The following is a 21,071-nucleotide window of genomic DNA, read 5'->3' on the forward strand; positions in this document are numbered from 1 at the left end:
CTTGAAGATGCCTACACAGGCGTGGGTGAGGTTGATGTCGGGATTGTGGCTATCGGCGGTGTGCTGGTCACCTGGCAGCAGAAGAATGTCGCTGACCGCCGAAGTGAACGGTGGCGTCGAGTCACCTGGGCGTTAGAGCGGACATTCAGCGCAGACGACACAGAAGCGGCGCTTGGGCTGGAAGATGCTCGATACGCTGCTGCAATCTAAACTAGCCACACGAGACGATTCAGATATCGTCCAGGTAATCGCGGAGCACACCGCCTTGGATGTCGACGTAGAGGGGAGTCTCGGTGGCAACGGCGAACAGCAACCCCCCGAAGTCGAAATCAGGCCGTAGCCTCGCCGTGCGGCAGGCCGCGGCACGCGCTGCAGTTACTGCTAGCAAGAAGACGGGCCGTCCTGTGGATGCGCGGGTGGAAAAACTCGCGAACTCTCGCTAATCGCTCGCGAGCGGTTTCGCCGGCGGTACCAGTCTTGGTCAGCCAGCACGTCGGATCAGTCGTCGATGTTGGCGCCGAGTGTGTGTTCGGGCGCTTCAGTGCTCCGTGAATGATCGCGCCATCCCAGGGCGAGGTGGCGGCGCTGGGCGGCGCGCACACCGCGGGCGGCATTGTCGTACTGGGCGAGCAAGTGACGCCACGATTCGCTGAGGTGGGTGCGGCCGAGGCGATCGGCCAAGGTGACGGCTGGGATGGCGTCTAGAAGCGGATCTGCGGGACCTGACGGGGTGGCTGTAAGAGTGGTGTTCCACGGCAGGGAGTTGGTGAGCAGCCGCACCGCCGACGAGCTGGGGCCGCGACTGTTGCTGGGGTCGATGAGGATGACTCGGGCATCTGCGGCTGCGGCGTGGCGGGCGATGTCGGCGAGCTCGTCGGGTTCGGCGGCCGCGGGGTCGTCGACTACGACGATGGCTCCCGGTGGTAGCGCCCATTGCTGGCCGCTGACTTGCTGGTGCGCATGGCTGACTGTGGTGATGGTGTCGGCCAGCTCGGCCTCGCGGGCGGGCGCCGCGCTGGCGTCGGTGGTCGAGAGCCAGAGCACTTTGCGGTTGTTGGCGTTGGCGGTGCTGCGCAGGGTGTAGAGCGCCGCGGCGGTTTCGCGGTCGGTGGAGTGTGCGCGCACGACGACGAGCCGATAGGGCTGCGCGGCCAAGGATTTGAGCCGGTCGGCGGTGTGGGGCTCGTGCGCTGTGAGGGCCGCCGCGGGGATGGGCATGGGCGTGCGGGTGAGGTCGGCGTCGCCGGCCACTTGGAGCAGGGCAACTTCGGAGCGGGCCGATTTCAGCAGCTGCTCGAGAGTGTCGGAGGTGGCGGTCTGGGCCGCGGCGAAGGCACCGGCGACGTCGCGCTCAGCGCGGTCGAGCTCGTGGCGCAGCGCCTGGCGGCGGTCGCGTAGCAGCGCGCGGGCGGCCAGGTCCGCGCGCTCGGCGTCGCCGCGTGCGGCGGCGATGTCGTGCTCGGTGACGATCTTGTGGCCGCCGGCGGCCGCGGTGCGCGCAGCCTGCGCCTCGGCGAAGGCCTGGTGAAACTGATGCGACGGTGGCTGTTCGGGCAGGCGGCGGGTGTGAAAGGCCAGATCGGCTTGCGCTGAGGCGATGTCGAGTTCGTCGGCATCGGGGTTGGTCTGTAGCAGGTCGAGCTGAGTGCGGGCGTGCTCGATCAGGCGCAGGGTGTCGTTGTAGGCGGCGTCGGCATCGGCCCACTGCTCCATCACTGTGGCGACGGCGTGGCCGTAGGGTCGATCGGCGTCGACTTGGCGGCGCATCCGCAACAGCTCGTCGGCCGCATCGCGCATAGCGGGGCCATTTCCCGCGCGAATTTCTGCGTCCAAGTTTTTGATTGTTTCGCACACCTCGCGGTATTCCTTCTGAAGCGTGGTGACCAAATTCATGGTGATGCCTAATTCGGGTATAGGACGGTTTGCTGAGAGGTCTTCGAATTGCAAATCTCCGAATTTTTCGGAGGTGTATTCGAATGAGCCATCGGGTTGGGCGGCGTCGAAGTGGTCGTCGAAGGGTGGGGCTTGGTTGATGTCGGCGAAGGGGTATTCAGGGTCGGGCGGGAACAGTGCCTCTTCGTCGGGGTGCGGTGGGGCGTGCTCGGGGGTAGGCAGGTCTTCGACGTCGATGCCGAGACGCGCTTGCAGCCGGTGGGTGAACGCATCCACGGTGTAGGTGATTAATCGTGCGTAGTCGGCTGGAGGGATTGGGTGGTCGGCGTCGGCGGCGTCGGCGAGGTGTTCGGCGGCGACATGGAGCAGGTCGCGCGGGGTCCACGTGGTCGGGTCGGCGGCGCTGATGGCGGCGACCAGGCCGGGCCAGGCCGGGCCGGAGGTGATGGTTTCGGTCAGCGCGGCCCCGAACGCGGCGTCGACGTCGGTGATCCAGGCGGGCCGCAGCCGCGAATGTGTGGTGGCCAGGGTGGCGGTCGGAGACAGTGCGCCGGCGATGCGCCACCACAGCGCGGCGGCGGGCAGCTCGTCGGGCAGCGGTCCTTGGCGGGCAGCGGTGGTGATGATCTGCCGCAGGTCGGCGGTGGTTCGGGTGGCCTGGGCGAGTTGGGTGGCCAGCTGTGGCCAGTAGGCATCGGCGCGCAGGCGCGGGTCGATGGCGTCGATGAGGTCGTTCCAGCGGGTGGTGTCGGCACTGCGCCGCCCGATGTCGGCAGCGGCGTAGCGCTGCAGGGTCGCCTGGACGGCGCACGGGGTACTGGCGTGCGCCGGTGAGACGGGTATCGGCGTCCTCGACGCCGGTGGCGGCGCGGAACACCGCGATTTCGGCGGTCAGTGTCGGGTTTACGGTGATCAACGGCCGCGCCCAGGCGGGGGCGGTCGCGTTGGTCCAGGCCCGCGCGCGCTCGCGGATCTGGTCGGCCAGGCCTTGGACGAGTTGCTCGCGGCGGGTGAGGTAGGCACCCCAGTGCGGATCGTCGGCCAGCGCCGGCGGGATGGCCGGAAGCCAGCGCAGCACCCCGATGCCGGCGGAGTGGGTGCCGGCGGGGTCGATGCGGTGATCGAGGACCGCGGCGGGGTCGGCGGCGTCGTCGATGCTGCCCTTGGCCAACGCGTCGGTCAGCAGCTCGCGGGGATCAGCGCCGCCGAGCGCCAGGACAGACAGGTTGCGCCGCAGCACCGGCCAGGCCTCGCGCTGGCTCAGCCGGGGGATGACGTCATCAGCGATGGCGTCTAACCGATCCCGCGCACCGGCTCCCAGCTGGTTTTCGGCTGCCACGCCCAAGGCGTCGTAGAACATGTCGGCCGCGGCTTGTAGCCGCGTGGCCGGGTCCTCGGCGCGGCGGGATTCGGTGGTCGCCGACACCTGGGCGCCGTCGCGGGCCAGGGCGCGGGTCAGGACATCGACGGCGGTGTCAGGGTGGGTGGCCTTGGGGGAGAGCAGCCGGTGGGGATCGCCTTCGGCGGTGGACAGGTACAGGTGGTTTTCGTCGGTGGCGCGGGTCATCGCGACGTAGAGGTGCTGGCGGGTCAGCATGTCGGAGCCGACGATGTGGCAGGTGCCCTTGGTATCGCGCCGTCCTGCGGTCAGGCCTTGGGCGGAGTCGATGGTGGCCGCGTAGCCCAGCGTGACATGTTCGGCGATGTAGTCGGCGGGCAGCGTGACGATGCGTCCGCTGCGCAGGTGGCGGGCTTTCACGCTGCCATCGGTGAGGACTTCGGTGATGGTGTAGCGGTAGCCGTTGCGCACGAAATCGCTGCGCCCGATGGTGATTCGGCGGTTGTTTTTGCGGGTGCGGATGGTGTCTCCTGCGCTGGCGTGCAGCTGATCTGCGAGCACCACCGTGGCCGCGGTGGCCGCGTCGGGATCGGCGGCCAGCCGGTCAGCGCGGGCGCGGGCGTTGAGCTCGTTGATGACGTCGTTGGTCGGTGCGAGCAGGATGGAATCGGCGCCTGCGGCCAGGTCGGCCCGCCATGCGTGATAGGCCATGTCGGCGGCGGTCTCGTCGGTGCCGACGTGGATGCGGTGGTGGTCGATGTAGAAGCCGATGCCTGCCGGGTCGGCGTCGTGCAGCGCGAGCCCGGCGGCGGCTTCGGCCGGTGACTTGAATCGCACGACTTCGCTCAACGTGAGCGCGTCGGTGGCTTCGGGCGATGTCGCGCAGAACACCGCCGGCCGAGATGGACGACAACTGGCCGTCGTCACCGACCAGGCGCACGCTGGCGCCCTTGCGCAGCGCGTCGGTAATCATCGCGTCCAGGCCGGCCGTGGCGGCCTTGCCGGCCTCGTCAACGATGATGAGCGTGTCGGGACCGACCCGCTGAAACCAGTCGGGGACGCCGGAGATCGCGGCCTTGTCCGGATCGGCTGACCAGACGTACTTGTCGAGGGTGTCGGTGGTGGCGCCCAGGTCGGCCCCGAGCACGATCGCGGCGTCGGCGGTCGGGGCCAAACCGATCACGTGTCCGCCCGAGCTGCGCCACGCATGCGCCAGCGCCGCCATGGCCGTGGTCTTGCCGGTTCCAGCGGGTGCGAGCGCGAGCGCGACACGGCGCCCGGTGGTCGCCATCTCTGAGACCAGCGCGGCCTGGCCGGGGTTGAGTGTGCGTCCGCGCGCCGCCGAATCTGCCAGCGCCAGTTCGACATCGGCGGCGGTGGCGGCGCGGCCGTCGCAGCGATGCACCGCGTCCAGAATGCGCCGCTCGGCGGCGAGTGTGTCGCGGCTGGTGTAGAGCTGAACGCCGTGGCGGGAGTAGACGCTGGCACCGTCGCGGCGACGCAAGGCGACAGGCTCGCCGAATTCGGCGTCGGCGATGCGGGCGTGCGGCACCGAGAACGCGTCTGACAGAGCGGTCTCGGTGAGTCGTTCGACCAATGCGACATCGTGCGCCACGCCGTGCGATCGAGCGATTCGCAGCGCTTCTGCGCGCACGTGGTGACGCTGCCAAGTGGCCCGCGATTCCGACACCGTGGCAATCAGTTCGCCAGCACGCGACGCGACCCATTCATGGTCGACGACGGGCGTGGTGCGGGCTCGGTTGGGACCGGTCGGGACCGGCCAACATGCGGTGCAGCCCGTCTCGCCCGAGGACTTCCACGGCTTGGGTGCGCCACACGTGGCGCTGCTCAGCCAGCGATCGCGGCTCGTGTTTGGCCTCGCGCGATTCCAGCGTCGCCTGCTGGGCCAACGCGATGATTTCGGTGTTGGTTGGTTCGCGGCCGTGATCGGCCTGAAACTGCTTGGCCAGCTCGGCTGTGCGCGCCGTGATTGCGGCCCGCCGGCTCGACCACCGTGACATCAATTCTGGTGACATTCCGTCGATCTCGCGGACCGGTCGTTTCCCTCGTCCGCGGGACTGCTCCACGAACAGCACCGCGAGCCTGTCGATCATGTGAGCTTCGAGGCGGGTGTTGTACAACTCCGAGGCCGCGACCGTCACCCGGTGCAGCGGTTGACCGTCTAGGGCGAGCCATCGGCGCACGCCGTTGGCGTCCACGTGGGACACCTTGTTGGAGATCGCGACGTGGGTGTGTAAGTCGGGGTCGCCGGCGCGAGAGTCGCGGTGGGTGAACGCTGCGGCGATGAGTCCTTCGGCGTCGACCTGGGCGACGCCGCCGGCGCCGGTGCGGGTGAAGGTGGCTTGATCTTGCAGCCACTCCAATACGTCGGCGACGGCCGCATCATGGGCAGCCTCAATCTGCTCGGCCACCGATAGCGGGGCGATGGCCCACAACGCCGACACTGATTTCACCGGCGAGAACGTCAGGTCGTATCCGGCGACGGCGGTCGTGCGGGCGCGGGTGTTGCGAGCGATGAATCCGGACAGTTCGCGGTCATCGGCCGGTGGGCGGCCGTACTCCTCGACGAACAGCTCCACAGCCACGCGGGTGCGGATCTGTGCGCGGATCTCCGGGGCGATGGTGGCGTTCCAGTGTGCGCCGTTCTCGGCGTTGTGGTCGCGGAAGGCCACCGCCAGACGCCGCGCGTACTCCGGTTCGCCGTCGCGTACCAGGAACTCACGACCGAGTCGGCTGGCCGCCCGCCCCGAGCCCATGCTCCGGCCGATGACGTAGGTCTCGATGCGCTCGGCGTTGGGGTGCAGACCCAATCCGTATAGGGCGCGCATCTGCGCCTCGCTGACGCCTGATCCCTCATCGACGGTCCAAATCGCCTCGCGGGCTTGCGGACTGGCTTCGCAGCGGCCGGCGTCAGACAGAGCGGCCAAGCCGCGACCCATTCACCGACCGGGCGATTCACCTTTGGCTGAGTAGTAGTCGGCCAGCGTGGAGCGGCCGCGCTCGGTGCTGTCGGCGGCAGCGACCTGCCGCACCAGGTACAGGTATCCGTCCCCAGCGGTCAGCTTGTGCAGCGTCATCACCATGACGCGCACGCAGGCGTCCGCATGCGCCGCACGCTACGAACTTGGCGGTTGGCGAAGCCACCACCAAACCGGAGGTTCTTAGAAAAGTCTCAGCCGGCGGGTACCGGCGCAGGGGTCGTATTCATTCGGGGTGAATACGCCTTCACGCTGGTCGGCATGTAGCGCCGGGTATTGCTCTGTTCGCTTTTCACCTCTCCTGGACCAGCACGTGAGGTGCGTCCTTAATGCCTCCTGGGTTGGTCTGACCGGGTCGCGGGTTTGTTGCTTTGGTGGGCCACCAGCTGGCTTCGCGTAGGAGTGTGGCGATGGCGGGCACGGTGAGGGTGCGCACGAGGAAGGTGTCGAGCAGCAGCCCGAAGCCGATGATGAGGCCGGCTTGGATCATGATGGCGACTGAGCCGACCATGAGGCCGAACATGCTGGCGGCGAATATGAGGCCAGCGGAGGTGATGACGGCTCCGGTGTTTGCCACGGTGCGCAGGACGCCGACGCGGATGTTGGTTCCGGATTCTTCGCGGAGCCGTGAGACGAGCAGCATGTTGTAGTCGGCGCCGACGGCGACGAGGATGATGAACGCCAGCAGCGGTACGGGCCAGGCGATTTCGTGGCCCAGTCCCCATTGGAAGACTACGACGCCGATGCCGAGTGATGCGAGGTAGTTGAGCACGACGGTGCCTAGTAGGTAGAGCGGTGCTAGGAGTGCGCGCAGTAGTAGGACCAGGATGACGCCGACGATGATGATGGTGGCGATGGCTAGTTGTGCGAAGTCGGCCCAGAGGAGTCGTTGGATATCGGAGTTGACGGCGGGGAAGCCGGCTACGGACACGGTGGCGTCGGCGAGTGACGTGTTGGGTCGTGCGGTGTTGGCGGTGTCGGTGATGCGGCTGGCGAGGTCCATGGCTTCAACGCTGTATGGGTCGTGGCTGCTTTCGATCATGAACCGCGCTGTTTTGCCGTCCGGTGAGAGGAATTGTTCGGCGACGTCGGTGAATTGCCGGTTCTCGAATGCGTTGGCGGGCAGGTAGAAACCGCTCGAGGAGTCGGAGTCGGCCGCTGCGCGCGAGGAGTTCTGTAGTTGGGTGGCGATCTGGCTCATGCCGGACAGCATTTCGATGTTGCTGTCGGCGAGGGTGCGGACGCCGGTGGCGAGTGCTTGGGCGCCGGAGGCCAGCTGTCCGATTCCGTCCTGCAATCGGCGGAGATTTGTGGTCAGGTCGGCGGGGTCACCCAGGGCTCCGAATGCCTTGTCCAGTGAGGCGACTGCGTTCTGGACGTTGGCGAGGGTGCCACCAACGGTGGCATTGGTGGCGGGATCGTAGCGGTCCCCGAGGTCGGCGATTTGGTTGAAGAATCCGTTGTCGCGCAGAGTGACCAGGATCTGGACCTGGTTGCGGATTTGGGCGCATTGTGGGGTGGTGGCGCACCAGGGTGAGGTGTTGAGGGCGCCGACGAGTGGGTCGAGTTGAGTGATTGCGTTTTGGGCTTGGTTGGCCAGCGGTCGTAGTCCTGGGCCGGATTGGATGGCTTGGTCGACGGCGGGGGCAGTGGCGGAAAGTTGTTGCAGCAGCGGCCGGAATTGGTTGACCTGAGTTCCTGCGGATTGGGCTTGGGTGAGGATTCCGGCTAGTGGTGTGAAGGCGGTGCGCACGGTGCTGTCGAGTTGGGCGAGGCCGTCGGCGAGCTGGTCGGCGCCGTCGGTGAGTTTGGTGAGGTCGTCCTTGCGGGAGTTGCCCTCGGCGACGGCGCCGGCCATTTTGTCGCCGATCTGGCCGTTCTGCCAGGCCAGTTCTGCTTGGTCGAGGCGCTCTCCGGTGGGGCGGGTGACTCCGGAAACCTTGGTGACGCCGGGGATCTGGGAGACGCGGGAGGCCATCTCGTCAAGATCGGCCAGTCCTTTGCCGGTCCGCATGTCGGTCGGATTTTCCACGACGAGGAATTCGCTGATGACGACGTCTTTGCGGAAGTGGCGGTCCAGCAGGTGGTAGCCCAGGTTGCTGGCCGTGGTGTCTGGTTGGCCCTTGCGGTCGTCGTAGCTGATTTTGATGGTTGCTGCCGCTGCCGACAGGGCGAGCAAGATGACCAGGCTGACGATGAGTAGTGGCACGGGACGGCGGACCACGGCGACGGCGACGCTGTTCCAGTAGCGGCGGGTGCGATCGGGTTTGGGTTCACCGATGCCGCGTTTGGCGGCTAGCGACAGCACCGGTGGCAGCAGGGTTACGGTGGCCAGAAATCCGAACAGTACGGCGATGGCACACGCGGGGCCAAGGGCGGCGAAGACGCTGAGCCGCGCGAAGACCATGGCCAGGAACGCGAGTGCGACGGTGGCGGCGGAGGCGAGGATGACGCGCCCGATGCTGGCGGTGGCGTGGATGACGGCCTGATCGGCGGGTACTTGGGCGCGGCGCTGTTCGTGGTATCGGCTGATCAGAAATACGGTGTAGTCGGTTCCCGCGCCGAGCAGGATCGCAGTCATGAAGGCGACGGTGAACTGGGAGACGGGCATGCCCATCTCGCCGAGGGCGGACAGCACGCCGCGCCCGACTGCCAGGCTCAACCCGATTACTAGCAGCGGTAACAGCGCGGTGAACACCGACCGGTAGACGATCAGCAGGATCAGGGCGATCACGCCCGCGGTAGCGATTGAGATCAGCAGCAGGTCGTGCTCGGCGGATGCGATCATGTCGCTGAAGGTTGCCGGTGGTCCCGTCACTTGCACAGTCGTGGTCGAGCCGGTGAAGACCTCGGCGGCGATGTTGCGCACCGCGTTTACCGATTCGGCGGCCGTGGGGTCTCCGAGGGTGCCGGTGACACCTACGGGCAGGTACCAAGCTTTGCGGTCGGCGCTGACTGCCTGGGCTTCGGTAATCGGATCGGACAGTAGGTCCTGCACCAGCAGGACGTGGTTGCCTTCGCCCTGCAACCGGCGCACGAGTTCGCCGTAGCGCTGCCGTGCAGTCGGAGTCAAGCCATTGGGGTCTTCCATGGCGACGAACACCATGGTTTTTGAGCCTTCTTCGCCGAAAGCGGCGCTCATGCGGTCAACCGTCTGCAAGGACGGCGCATCGCGAGGGATGAGGTCCACCGACTGTTGGCGCACCACGGTTTCTAGCTGGGGGAACAGCAACGCGAGGACGACCGCGGCGCCTAGCCATACCCCGATGACCAGCGCTTTGTGTCGGAGGGTGAATCGGGCTAGCGCTGCCAACCGTTCGCTGTACTCGCGGGTTTCGGCCGGGTTGGGGGATCCGTTGTCCCGCTGGCCACGGCGCGTGGCCTGGCCTGGGGAATCTGCAGTGCCGTCGGTCACTGGGCCTCCACTAGTAGCGAATCGTAGCGATACTATCGGTATCGCTACGCTACCGCATGTAGTGCAAGTGGTGGCGGGGCCGTCGTCGCCAGGCCGCGCAAAGCGCGCGGCTGGCGAAGGGGCCGGCGACCGCTATCGAGTCGGGACCGGGCCGACGGTCGCAGTGGGCAGAGGAATGATCGAACACTCAGTGGGTTTCTGGAAGCCAGGGCTGACGCTGTAAGTCGACGACACTGGCCTTGGATGCCGTTCAGGGTCTTGCTGTTGCTGTTCTCGGACGTTGGTCGTCGGGCGCACGCACGGCCACATCGCGTAGCGGGGCCGCTAGCTCTAGGTTTGCGCTTCGGTTGTGGCCGACTGGCCCGTGTTCTGCAGCAGCACGTAATTGCCTAGGCTGCCCAGGAAACCTGCGCAGTGCTGAACGAGTTCATCTGTGGTGAATTCCAGTTCTCCGTCGAGTCGGCGGCGCAAGACTTCGAATAGCCCTCCCACGCCCAAGGTCGAAGCCAAATGGGCAACCCCCACGGCAGAGTCGGCGATGTCGAGGTGAAGTCTGGCTTCGCGCAAGACAAGGTCGGTGAAACCTGCCATTAGTTCGCTGCGTAGCTCTCGGAGCAGCGGCTCGGTTGCAGATTCCACGAACAGGATCCGACCCAGCCGCGGGTCGTTGTCGATCATGCCGACCAGCCTGCGGATTGGCGCGTACGCCAATACCTCCGGTGGCTCGCCGGCATCGGGGATCGCGTCGACTATCACCTCCTGGAAGGTGGCATAGAGCTGCTGGTAGACAGCCCGCAGGAGTGCGTCTCGGTCGGAGAAGTGCTGGTAGAAGTACCGTGACGTGACACCCGATTCAGCGCAGACGGCAGTCACAGTGGCGGCGGCAACGCCGCGCGTGCCGATCAACTCCGTTGCGGCCTCGATGAGACGGGTGCGCCGGTTCCGGTGACGCTCCTCGGCGGACATTCCGCTATACACCCGCGCCGAAACCACGTGGATAGCTTGCCATCTAATTCTGACAAGGCTTAGAGTCAGATTGACAGCGCGTCCTTGGCGAATGGGAGAACAACATGAGCGACGATTCGTCCACACGGCCCACCGCACGGGTCGTCCCGAAGCCCCGCCGTGTTCGATTCGATATGCCTGCTGGGACCAGTCGGCAGCACTTCGTTGATGGCGACTTGGTGATGAGCCACTTTGTGTCCACCTTGTCGGCCACGTTCCCCGAAGGCGAAGACTTCTTTATCCGGTCAGTCCGCGAGTACCGGGACCACATCAGCGACGCTGACCTCAAGGAGGCGGTCAAGGGGTTTATCGCACAAGAGGCCACCCACCGACACCAGCATCGGCTGCTCAACGATCGGCTTCAAGCAATGGGCTATCCCACCGAGGGGATCGATCGGCATGTCAAGAAGCTGGTTGGCCGACTTGAGAAGCGTTTTTCTCCCAAGATGCGCCTGGCTGTGACGGCCGCCCTCGAGCACTACACGGCGACATTCGCCGAGATCATTCTCACCAGCGACGAAGCTCAAGAACTGATCGGCGACACCGAAGTGCGGCCTATTCTGCTCTGGCACGCACTGGAAGAATGCGAGCATAAGGCCGTTGCTTTCGATGTCTACGAGACGGTCGGTGGAAGCGAACGCACCAGGGTCTGGGGGATGCGGATCGCCAGCCTCCTCTTGTTCAGCGAGTTGGTCATCCAGACCACCCGCTCTCTGGCTGGTGACCGCTCCGCCTACAACCCGGTGCGCTTGCTGCGCAGCCTTCGAGCCTTCCGTCATAACCCGCTATTCAGCCCAGCAGCAATTGCGCGCTTTCGCTCCTACACCCGCGCCGGATTTCATCCCGACGACTGGGACAGCGCAGAAATCCTCGAACGCTGGACCAAGGAACTCTTCGACGCCGATGGTGGCCAGCAAGTGCGTAGTGGCGTCTAGCTCGACCAGAGCCCGGCACAGTTCAAAGTCGGCCTTAACCGAAGAACACTTCATGGGCTCCGCTTCGCGCGCTGTGAAGTCAAGATCGGTTCTGACTACTGGCCGATCGATGGTGCTCGACCAACGTCGCGACCTACAGGAGGTTCCGGCCGAGGAACTCGGTGACGGCGCAGCCGAAGGCGTCGTTGTCGTCGCCGGCGATCATGTGTCCGGTGCCGGATACGTCGACGGTCTCGGCGTGGGGAACCAGTTGCTTGAACTCGTCGACGGTGGCTTGGGAGACCACGTCGGACAAGAGGCCCCTTACGAGAAGTGTTGGGGCATTGACCCGTCGGGCTCCGTCGATCAGCAGGTGGCTGATTGCGTCGAATTGCTCCGTTCCCGTGGTCGATTCGTCGCGGAGAAAGTCGAAGTTGGAGTGAATGAATGCCGGGTCCCACCGCCAGATCCAGCGGCCGTCGTGACGCTGCCGTAGCACCTTGCGCAGGCCGTCGACGTTGGCCGGGCGCGAGCGATGGGGGTTGTACGCGGCGATCACCTCTGCGGCGTCAGAGAGGGTGCTAAAGCCATCGGGATGTGCGGCCATGAACGTCACCACGCGACGGGCGCCCTGGAATTCAAGTCGCGGGGTGACGTCGACCAGGACGACCGCCGCCCACGACGCCCCGGATGTCAACAGATGCGTGCCGAGCACGGTCATGCCCCCAAGGGATGCACCTACGACCGCAGGGGCGGTATAGGCGCTGAAGTGCTCGCGCACGGCGAGAAGATCGGTCGCGAGTCGCTCGATGTCGTACCTGCCGGCTGGGTCCCAGTCGCTGTCGCCGTGACCGCGGGTGTCGTAGGCGACGACTGTGTATCCGCATGCGTGGAGGCGACGCGCTGAAGTGCTCCACGCGTGCCGGTTCTGGCCGCCGCCGTGCAGGAGCAGCACGACGGGACGGGCGTCATCGTGGCCGTAGCAGTCCGCAGCCAGGGCGATCCCGTCCTGGGTTCGGACCCGATGCTGCACGGCGGAGGTCATGACACCTTCCTGGCGAGATCGTCGTCCGCCCGAAGCGTGGGCCCGGCAGCAAGCGCCTTCATAGTGCGTTGCCCGCGGCGTTCACGATCGTGACCGTGCCCTGGGCTACGCAGACGGCTTTGTCGCCGTTGCTAATGTCGATGCGCGCCACTCCACTGCGCTTGCCCAGCGACACGATGTCGGTGACGGCGACACACACACCGGTGGACACGGGTCGCAGCAGGTTTAGCTTGAATTCGGTGGTGGCGACCCATGATCCGGCCGGAATGACGGGGTAGAACACGACTCCGAGACAGTGGTCGACCATCGCCGATAGACATCCGCCGTGCAGGGTGCCGAAGGGTGTGAGCAGTTCGGCACGGGTTTCCATCTCTGCCACCAGCCGACCGGCGGCGAGTTCGGTGTGCCGAAAGCTCAGAAACCTCGACAGTCCACCTGCTGTGTTCGGCGATCTGAGCAGCTGGTCGGCGATCTGCTCATCGAAGTGCGCGAATGTCACTGCCACCACCATGCCCCTTTCTCCTGTCCGGTCATGGGTCGATCACCGTTCGAGCCCGCGAATCGTTTGAGCATGTCGCCGAATGCGCCGAGGTCGCCGTGCGCGGCGGAGTGCTCGATATCGACGGCGATGAAGAACCTGGCCGCGCGGTGATGCACACGACGCGTCGTCGAGGAGGGGCACGGGCTAGACCGGTGTGGTCCAAGTGATGGGCAGCGATGTGTAGCCGCGGATCGGTCCGGACCGCAGCCGCCGCGCCGATTCAAGATCGACCTCCCAGTCGGGCACCTTGTCCAACAGAGCATCCAGAGCGATGCGGGCCTCCATCCGCGCCAGTGCCGCGCCCAGACAGAAGTGGATGCCGCGACCGAAGGCGACCTGGTGCTCACTGGTGCGCTCGATGTCGAACACGTCAGGATCGGGGAAGGCGCGCTCGTCGCGGTTGGCCGACCCGAACAGCAGCAGCACCTTCTCACCTTGACGCATGGTCGTGTCGTGCAGTGTGACGTCGCGGGTCAGGGTTCGTGAAAGTCCCTGTGCCGGTGAGTCGTAGCGCAGCAACTCCTCAACTGCCGGCCCCAATAGTGTTCGATCGGCGGCCAGGCGTCGGCGGGTCTGCCGATGCTGGGCCAGCACGACCGCGGAGTTCCCCAGCAGATTGGTGGTGGTCTCGTAGCCCGCGACGAGCAGCAGCGCGCAGAAGCCGAGGACTTCCTCGTCGGTCAGTCTGATCCCGTCGACTGTGGCGTTCGCCAACGCCGACATCATGTCCTCGCGGGGGGTTTGGCGGCGGTCGGCGAGGAAGTCGGTGAAGTAGGCGTAGATCGAGGTGGCGGCGGTCAGTGCGTCGGTGGTTTGTCCGTGGTTGACGTCGACCTGGACCAGTTGGCTCGACCACAATCGGAACTGATCACGATCGGTGGCGGGAATGCCCAGTAGATCGGCGATCACCGCGGCGGGCAGGATCGCGGCGAAGTCGGTCACGAAGTCCGCCGAACCAGAGCCCTCGTCGAGGCGCTCGAACAACTCCGCGGCCATCTGTGTGATGGCGCCCTGCAGCCCGGCCACCCGCCGGGGAGTGAACGCCCGGCTCACCAGGGCACGCAACTGGTCGTGGCGCGGAGGGTCCATCACGATCATCATCGGCAGGAACGAGCCGATGAAGTCCGATCCCGGTGGGGTGGGGAAGATGCCGTCCACCGAGGAGTACGTGCCGTGATCCAGTGCTGCGGCCTGGACGTCGGCGTGCCGGCTCAACACCCAGGTATGGGATTCCTCGGCGCGGTACACCGGAGCCGTGTCACGCAACGACCGATACGTCGGATAGGGGTCGTTGAGAATCGAGGCGTCGAACGGGTCGTAACGAATTTGCACCGAGACCACCAAGACCTCCGACCACCAAAGTAACGACGGTTTAGACTCGCAGTCTAAACCGGCCGAACGGGACAGGGGGGCAATGCGCAAGATTCCACGTCAGATCTCTGACCGGCTTCCCGCCGCGGCGGACTTGTTCGCCGAGAAGGGGCTCAACGACTCCAAGATCGAAGACGTCGCCGCGGTGACCGGTGTGCCGAAAGCGACGCTGTACTACTACTTCGCCGGTAAAGAGGACATCCTTGCTTTCCTGCTCGAAGACCTCCTCAAGGACATCTTCGATGCTGTGACCGCGATCGTGCACACCGGCGGCACCGGTGCCGAACGCCTCGAACTCGTGATCCGCGCACAACTGCGGGCAATGGCGCAGCGGCCAGCGGTATGCCGTGCACTCATCGGCGAATTGGGACGAGCGGCCCGCATGCCGGCTATCGCCGAGATGATCAATACCGCCTACCAACAACCCGTCGAAACCCTGCTCATCGAAGGGGCCCGCGACGGATCCCTCGTCGCTCAGCCCGATGCGCGATCGACGTCGATTGCGCTGTTCGGCGCGGTCACCATCAATGCACTCATGTACCTGGTCACCGATAACCACCTCGACGAGACGGTGGTCGCCAGCACCCTCAGCGCCGTCATGTTCGACGGGCTGCGCCCGCGCACAGGAGACCAGTCATGAGCACCTACGGCCTGTCGGTTCTCGGCGCGGATCTGAAGTCACTGGCCCAGACCGCCCAGGCCGCTGATGCGGCCGGGTTCGACGCCGTATGGGCCTCGGAGTTCTATTCTCGGTCCGGATCGATCTCCATGGCCGCGATGGCCAACAGCACCCAGAACTGTCGGATCGGTTCCTCCATTCTCTACGGCGTCGGCCGAAGCCCCCTGGTGCTGGCCACCGAGGCGCGCGACCTCGACGAACTCTCCAACGGACGACTGGTACTCGGCATCGGCAACGGCACCAAACGGATGATGGGCGACTGGCACGGCGTGCCCGACACCTCCGCACCCGCCCTGCGGATGGAAGAACTCGTGATGCTGCTGCGCCGGATATGGAACCTGCATGAAGGCCCGATCCATCACGAGGGCCGTTTCTACAGAATGAATCTCACCCCGACCGGCGACGTGGGACCCTCCAGCAGGCCGATCCCGATCGTCACTGCCGGTGTCCGGCCCCGGATGTGCGAGGCGGCCGGGCGGGTGGCCGACGGCCTAGCCGGACATCCGCTGTTCACAACCACCTACGTCGAAGAGGTCGTCCGGCCCGCTATCGCCAGGGGCGCCGCGCACACCGGCCGCGACCCCAATGACGTGGAAATCATTTCCATGGTGATGTGCGCCATCCACGACGACGCCGAGGTCGCCAGGCGCGAACTGGCGCAGCAGATTGCGTTCTACTCCTCGGTCAAATCCTACGAGACGGTACTCGATGTGAACGGCTTCGCCAGCGAAGGCCGAGCCATCCGGCAAGCATTCGCCCAGCGCGATTTCCCGGCGATGTTCGCCGCTGTGTCCGAGGAGATGATCGACGCCATGGGTGTCGCCGGGACGGCGCACGAGGTCCGTGAACAATTGAGACGGTACAACGGCGTCCTCGACCACATCATGCTGTATTCACCATCGGTCGGCATCACTGCCGAACGCGTGCAACAAAACCTCGACAGCATCATCCGGGAATGCTCGCCCGCCTCGATGTCGCCAGGGCGGTCCTGTCCACGTTCAACCTGATCCACGTATTGCCGCCCAAGTCGACCCGTCGCAGTGTCCGCGGCCGGATTAGTGGGTCTGCCGCGCCGACCCCGCCGATGATTGCCTGACGCTGTTGACGATGTTGGCGTCGTCGGTGTCGGGGAGGTCATGGCGGACCACGCGTACCCGTCCTTGAGGTAGACAGGCCATGTAGCCGTGGCGCATGCCATAGAGCTCCCACGCTGTCTGTTCAGCGTCGGGATCGACATCGATGCGATGTCCGCGCGAGAAGCTCAGGTGTAGCCCTCCATCGTCGCTGGACCAGGCCTGGGTGCACAGTGCGCCGGCGAGGTTCAGCAGCGGGCGTTCGTGGGTCGCGATCCTGAGGGGGTCAATACGCACCGCCTCGATGGGGTAGGTGCCGACGGCAGGAAGCGTCAATAGTAGGGGGCAGGAGATGACGATTTCGTTGTAATCATCGAAATCCAGAACCAGGCCGCCGTGCAGCGAGAGGCGTTGTACGACAAGGTTTTCGATCCATTGGGTGTACATGGCAGTCTCTTTTCGACGCATCGTTGAGCCGTATCCCCAAAGAGTACGCCAAGTATCGCTGCGATACCAGCAGTATCGTTACCGGTAGACGGCTGGCCTAGCAGCGCTGGTCACGACGCGCCTGGTGGCTCGGTCAATGCGGTCGCGGGTGTCGGCGGCTGTCGCGCGGTGGCCGCTGAAGGCCACGAGGTTGGCCAGCCAGATGTCGGAGATGATCCCAGCCACGTGCAGATCGGTAGGAGTGGGCTCGCCGCCCCTGAGCGTGCGGGCCAGCAGGATCTGGATCTCATCGGCCGCGCGGTCGAGTTCCGCGGCGGCGCGGGTATCTGCGACTGCGAAGGCCCGTGTCATGGCCGTCGTCAGCCATGGGTCGCGCTGCCAGCGGTCATGCAGATGTGCGGTGAGCCGTTCGAGCCGTTCCAGCGGTGTGCCCTCACCACTCGCCCAGTCCCCGGCCGAGTCGAGTCGACGGAACTCGCGCGTCAGCGCTGCCACCAGCAAGTGGGTTTTCGCCGGGAAATAGCGGTAAAGCGTGCCGACGGCGATGCCGACCCGCTCGGCAACTGTCCGCATCTGAACCGCCTCGTAACCACCCGCCGCGGCCACGACCAAAGCTGCATCAAGAATGGTCTCCCGGCGCCGTGCGGACGCGCGTGAACGCGACGCGTTAGCGGCTCGCTTCTCTGCAGCGACCGAGTTCGCTTCCGAAGGCGGGGTTTTCCCGTGGCTGCGCGCCTGAGGGACAGTCATGACGGCTCCGGGTCGAGGCCGCCGCGGCGCGAGAACTGCTCCAGAAGATCGCCGAAAGCGCTGACATCGCCGTGTGCGGCGAAGTGCTCAGGGCTGACGACAATGAACACTGCACTGGCGGTGAAGCGGGCGATCCCACCCTCACCCGTGCCTGTCGCCGTGACATGCAGCGCCCGCCCTTCACGAGAGACGATGTGGGCAGTAATCCGGTGGGTCTGATGCAGCGGCACCGGCCGCAAATATTCGACCGTCAGGGTGCGGGTCACCGCCGGGGTTCCGGCGATCCACAACGTGAAGCCCAGGACGTCATCACATGCCGCGGCCACTGCCCCGCCATGGGCCAGGCCCGGGGCCCCGATATGGCGCTCATCGAACGTCACATCGGTGTACACCGCGTCGCCGCTACGATGCACCACCAACCGCAGTCCGTGGGGGTTGTCCGGGCCGCAACCCATGCATGTCGTGGTGTGCGAGGGCAGCCGCTCGGGCGGCAACAGGCTTTCGGGCACCGTCACCCTCCAATACGATCGGTTTCGCTGCGCTACCGTTAGTACCACACTGCTAGACTGCCGTGACAGCATCGCGTGAAGATCGACCGCCGAGGTGAACGAGTGAGCGACAGTCAGGCAGTGCCCGTCCCTGACGACGACGTGGACCCTCGGCTCATCCGGTCACGCACCCGGCTGCTGGATGCTGCGGCAACGCTACTGAGCACCGGTGGGGTGGAAGCGGTCACTATCGATGCCGTCACCAAAGCATCCAAAGTGGCCCGAACCACGCTGTACCGCCACTTCCACAGTTCGTCGCATTTACTGGCAGCCACGTTCGAACGCCTACTTCCACAAGTGACCACTCCGGCACCGACCAGCGGACCCCTCCGTGAGCAGCTGATCGAATTGCTCAGCCGCCAAGCCGCCCTTTTCAACGACGCACCGCTGCATGTCACGACACTCGCGTGGCTCTCATTGGGGCCCACCGGCTCCAATGCCCAAGCGGAAGACCGCCACACATCCGGGGCGCTACGGACCCGAGTTGTCGATCAATATCGTCAACCATTTGACGCCGTACTCACCAGCCCAAAAGCTCAAGCCGAACTCAACGACTTCGACCAGGAACTGGCGCTTTGCCAACTCGTCGGACCACTCGCCTTCGCCCGAATGACCGGGCTTCGCACTATCACTCACAATGACTGCGCGAACATCGTCGATGACTTTCTCGCCGCCCACCGCAACACCGACAGCGACGCCATAAAATCGAACATCGCCACCAAGAAGACGGGCCGCCCGGCGCGCTCAGCTCGCTAGGCACAACGAAATCACAATGTCGAGCCGGCTGGTCTTCGGGCCCTTTTCGCCTCTCGCAAATCGCGTCGGTGATGGCATCGAAGGACCATTCGTCGCCATCATCGGCGAGGCCGTACGCTGGTTTCCGTTCCACAGCGAGGTGCGGAGACTCGCAGCAGGGTAGTGAGCTACCCGAAGTGCAGGTCACCCGCGGTTCGGCGTCTCAGACGCTTGAGGGCGCGCAACTGCTTGAACCCGTTTCTCGATTGCTTGACTTGTGGCGAGGAGGATTGACAAAGAACAACTTTGACGAGAGCAGGCGAATCGTGGCCTCGGCGGCATGGAGTGGTTACGACATCGCTGTTGCGAGTTAGCTCCGCCTTCGATGCGGCATTGATCTGCCGCGTTCGGTGACGTAATCGGTCCAGTCGCGGGCGGCGAGTTTGGCCCAGGCGGCTGCGTTCTTGGTGGTGATCGCGAGCAGTTCGGCCAGCACGGGTGCGGGCATGTCGCTGGCGAGCTGGAAGAGGGCGGCTTTGCGATGTTCGTAGGGTTTCACCCCGACCGCGACGAGCTGGGTGCGGATGTTCTCGGTGGACAGGTGGGTGCCGGGAAGTCGGCCGGGGAACAGCCAGCCCGTATGGGATGGGGTGTAGCGGCTTTCGCATTGCTGCTCCAGATGCTCGCGGATGAGGTCGTCGAGTAGGGGAGGCATTTGGATGGGGATGGCGGCGAAGACGACATGCACGGCGTGATCGTCGGAGATCGAGATTTGGCTTGATCGCAGGGCGACGATGCGCGAAAGAGGTTGGGCGAACAACAATGTGAGCAGTCCCGCGATGCGGGTTTTGCGGCGGATTGTGTCGTCGTGCAGCAGCCGCCCGACGGCGGCCCACCGCTGGGAATCCGAGACGGTTACCGAGGGAGGTGACCGTGGCGGATCGGTGACCCTCAGTGTGGTGTTGATGCGGGATTGGCGTAGCCAGACGAGGAAGGCGTACTCGGCAGTGAGCGGCCTCCGGTGGAGCGCCTGGTAGCGCTCCAGCATCTCCTGTGTCGCTGTCGCCGGAGTGGCGTCGTGGGTGTGCAGAAACGCCATGAACTGAATCGCCACGCGGACGCGACGACGGCAGGCATCGGTCATCGATCTCGTCAGCCGGTTCTCGTGGGAGGCCTTGCGCATCTGGCGCAGTACATGCCAATGCGCGAATCGGCGAACGATGGCGGCGTCTTCGGCCGGAAGCTCGGCTACAACGTCCTCGATCCAGGGCAGCATCCGTTCGACGCGGATGTCGATCGGGCCCAGAACGCCGACCGCGACCAGGAGGCTGCGCAAGTAATCGTGGGCTCGGTCCGAGGGAAGATCGCTGAAGGTGTCGTGGCTGATTTCACGCGTTCCGCAGGCCATGTCGCGAAGGAGCTGCGGGCCGGTACCGGGCTTCTTTCGCAGCCACCAGAGCACCGTCTGTGGGCGGTCGGCGTTGATCAGTTCGTCGAACACGGGCCGTAGTCGGTGATGAATCGTGCCGCTGATCGGGTCGGTGAGCAGCTCGGTGAGGCGCTCGCGTAGGAAGCAGCGGGCGCATCGGTAGAACCCGTAGGGGTGTTCTTCGCGGCCGCATTCGCTGCAGGTGAAGATCGATGCGACACCGGCGCAGGAGGCGCACACGATGGCATCGTCGAGCTGCCACGCCAGTGGCCGCACGGTCTCACACCGCGGGCATTTCTCGGGGTGATAGTGCCGTCTGCGACGGCATGCGACACAGATGCGACGCCCGTGCGTCAGTGGGGTTAGCCGGATGGTGCTTGCACACTCCCAGCAGGCCCGCTGAGTCACTGGTTGTCGTGGGGGCGGCGGATGGTGGCGCGGATGGGTCGCAGGTCGCCGATGCCGGGTCCGCTGTCGTTGACCGCGGGCGCCTCACGGACTTGTTCGGCGACGAGCTCGAGCAGGTCGTTGGGCGTGCACGACAAGATGTCGCAGAGGGCGGCGAGCAGGTCGAGATTGATGCGCTGCGGGGGCTTGGTCGCGATCCGGTGCACCATCTGTCGGGAGATCTCCACGCCACGCTCGTGCAGCGGTGCGACAAGGTCGGTGGTGGCGAACATTCCGTTCTGGGCCATCAGCTGACGCAGGTTCCACCGCAGCACGGTCCTAGTGCTCATCTCCGCCTTCACCTGTCGTCGTGGATGATCCGTAGACGCGGCGCAGCGCCGCCTGCAGTGTTTTGGTCTTGAAGTCGTCGGACACCGAGGTATAGATCGCGGTGGTCGAGGCATACGAGTGCCCCACCTGTTGCTGCATTATCTTGAGCTC

Annotated in this window: 16 protein-coding genes and 1 pseudogene; 4 read left to right on the forward strand and 13 right to left on the reverse strand. The window is 65.4% G+C overall.

The window, feature by feature from the left end; genetic code table 11:
* Nucleotides 1-498: 498 nt before the first annotated feature.
* The 3 genes and pseudogenes from mobF to QGN32_RS21260 all read right to left on the reverse strand — a co-directional run bounded on the left by mobF (nt 499) and on the right by QGN32_RS21260 (nt 10,612).
* Nucleotides 499-6,336 (reverse strand): annotated as a pseudogene (mobF, locus tag QGN32_RS21250) (MobF family relaxase).
* A gap of 187 nt (nt 6,337-6,523) precedes the next feature.
* Nucleotides 6,524-9,646 (reverse strand): MMPL/RND family transporter, encoded by a 3,123-nt coding sequence (locus QGN32_RS21255; protein ID WP_011856887.1) that lies wholly within the window; start codon nt 9,644-9,646, stop codon nt 6,524-6,526.
* Nucleotides 9,647-9,976: 330 nt separating this feature from the next.
* A complete protein-coding gene (locus QGN32_RS21260) occupies nt 9,977-10,612 on the reverse strand; it encodes a TetR/AcrR family transcriptional regulator (protein ID WP_011856886.1) in 636 nt (211 codons plus the stop codon).
* A 104-nt stretch (nt 10,613-10,716) separates the two neighbouring features.
* Between QGN32_RS21260 and QGN32_RS21265 the strand changes: the two genes are divergently transcribed.
* Entirely contained in the window at nt 10,717-11,586 is an 870-nt protein-coding gene (locus QGN32_RS21265; protein WP_011856885.1) for a metal-dependent hydrolase, read from the forward strand.
* Nucleotides 11,587-11,719: 133 nt separating this feature from the next.
* On the opposite strand, the gene QGN32_RS21270 is transcribed toward QGN32_RS21265, so the two are convergent.
* Genes QGN32_RS21270 through QGN32_RS21285 form a run of 4 tightly spaced genes read right to left on the reverse strand, consistent with a single transcriptional unit; the run spans nt 11,720 to nt 14,492 of the window.
* The gene (locus tag QGN32_RS21270) at nt 11,720-12,610 is read right to left on the reverse strand and encodes an alpha/beta fold hydrolase (protein ID WP_011856884.1); all 891 of its coding nucleotides are present in this window, start codon (nt 12,608-12,610) and stop codon (nt 11,720-11,722) included.
* A 58-nt stretch (nt 12,611-12,668) separates the two neighbouring features.
* The gene (locus QGN32_RS21275; protein ID WP_011856883.1) at nt 12,669-13,121 is read right to left on the reverse strand and encodes a PaaI family thioesterase; all 453 of its coding nucleotides are present in this window, start codon (nt 13,119-13,121) and stop codon (nt 12,669-12,671) included.
* On the reverse strand, nt 13,106-13,267 hold the full coding sequence (locus tag QGN32_RS21280; RefSeq protein WP_156442342.1) for a hypothetical protein: 162 nt from the start codon (nt 13,265-13,267) through the stop codon (nt 13,106-13,108). Before QGN32_RS21280 ends, QGN32_RS21275 begins: the two co-directional genes overlap by 16 nt.
* A 28-nt stretch (nt 13,268-13,295) precedes the next feature.
* Complete coding sequence (locus tag QGN32_RS21285) at nt 13,296-14,492, reverse strand: cytochrome P450 (RefSeq protein ID WP_011856882.1); 1,197 nt, start codon at nt 14,490-14,492, stop codon at nt 13,296-13,298.
* 73 nt (nt 14,493-14,565) lie between these two features.
* Between QGN32_RS21285 and QGN32_RS21290 the strand changes: the two genes are divergently transcribed.
* Nucleotides 14,566-15,162 (forward strand): TetR/AcrR family transcriptional regulator, encoded by a 597-nt coding sequence (locus QGN32_RS21290; RefSeq protein WP_011856881.1) that lies wholly within the window; start codon nt 14,566-14,568, stop codon nt 15,160-15,162.
* Nucleotides 15,159-16,208 (forward strand): LLM class flavin-dependent oxidoreductase, encoded by a 1,050-nt coding sequence (locus QGN32_RS21295; protein WP_011856880.1) that lies wholly within the window; start codon nt 15,159-15,161, stop codon nt 16,206-16,208. Before QGN32_RS21290 ends, QGN32_RS21295 begins: the two co-directional genes overlap by 4 nt.
* Before the next feature lie 48 nt (nt 16,209-16,256).
* On the opposite strand, the gene QGN32_RS21300 is transcribed toward QGN32_RS21295, so the two are convergent.
* From QGN32_RS21300 to QGN32_RS21310, 3 genes are all read right to left on the reverse strand, one after another.
* On the reverse strand, nt 16,257-16,721 hold the full coding sequence (locus tag QGN32_RS21300) for a DUF6188 family protein (protein ID WP_024449209.1): 465 nt from the start codon (nt 16,719-16,721) through the stop codon (nt 16,257-16,259).
* A 78-nt stretch (nt 16,722-16,799) separates the two neighbouring features.
* The gene (locus QGN32_RS21305; RefSeq protein WP_011856878.1) at nt 16,800-17,471 is read right to left on the reverse strand and encodes a TetR family transcriptional regulator; all 672 of its coding nucleotides are present in this window, start codon (nt 17,469-17,471) and stop codon (nt 16,800-16,802) included.
* On the reverse strand, nt 17,468-17,980 hold the full coding sequence (locus tag QGN32_RS21310; RefSeq protein WP_011856877.1) for a PaaI family thioesterase: 513 nt from the start codon (nt 17,978-17,980) through the stop codon (nt 17,468-17,470). The genes QGN32_RS21305 and QGN32_RS21310 overlap by 4 nt, the downstream gene beginning before the upstream one ends.
* 102 nt (nt 17,981-18,082) lie before the next feature.
* Between QGN32_RS21310 and QGN32_RS21315 the strand changes: the two genes are divergently transcribed.
* On the forward strand, nt 18,083-18,775 hold the full coding sequence (locus QGN32_RS21315) for a TetR/AcrR family transcriptional regulator (RefSeq protein ID WP_011856876.1): 693 nt from the start codon (nt 18,083-18,085) through the stop codon (nt 18,773-18,775).
* 349 nt (nt 18,776-19,124) lie between these two features.
* Here QGN32_RS21315 and QGN32_RS21320 read toward each other — a convergent pair whose 3' ends face one another.
* The 3 genes from QGN32_RS21320 to QGN32_RS21330 form a co-directional block, all read right to left on the reverse strand.
* Entirely contained in the window at nt 19,125-20,459 is a 1,335-nt protein-coding gene (locus tag QGN32_RS21320; protein WP_011856875.1) for a hypothetical protein, read from the reverse strand.
* Between the two features lie 128 nt (nt 20,460-20,587).
* Complete coding sequence (locus tag QGN32_RS21325; protein WP_024449211.1) at nt 20,588-20,920, reverse strand: helix-turn-helix domain-containing protein; 333 nt, start codon at nt 20,918-20,920, stop codon at nt 20,588-20,590.
* Nucleotides 20,910-21,059, reverse strand: coding sequence for a hypothetical protein (locus QGN32_RS21330; RefSeq protein WP_442791745.1), 150 nt, complete (start codon nt 21,057-21,059; stop codon nt 20,910-20,912). The genes QGN32_RS21325 and QGN32_RS21330 overlap by 11 nt, the downstream gene beginning before the upstream one ends.
* Nucleotides 21,060-21,071 lie beyond the last annotated feature (12 nt).

This window comes from Mycolicibacterium sp. ND9-15, assembly GCF_035918395.1.
GTDB lineage: Bacteria > Actinomycetota > Actinomycetes > Mycobacteriales > Mycobacteriaceae > Mycobacterium.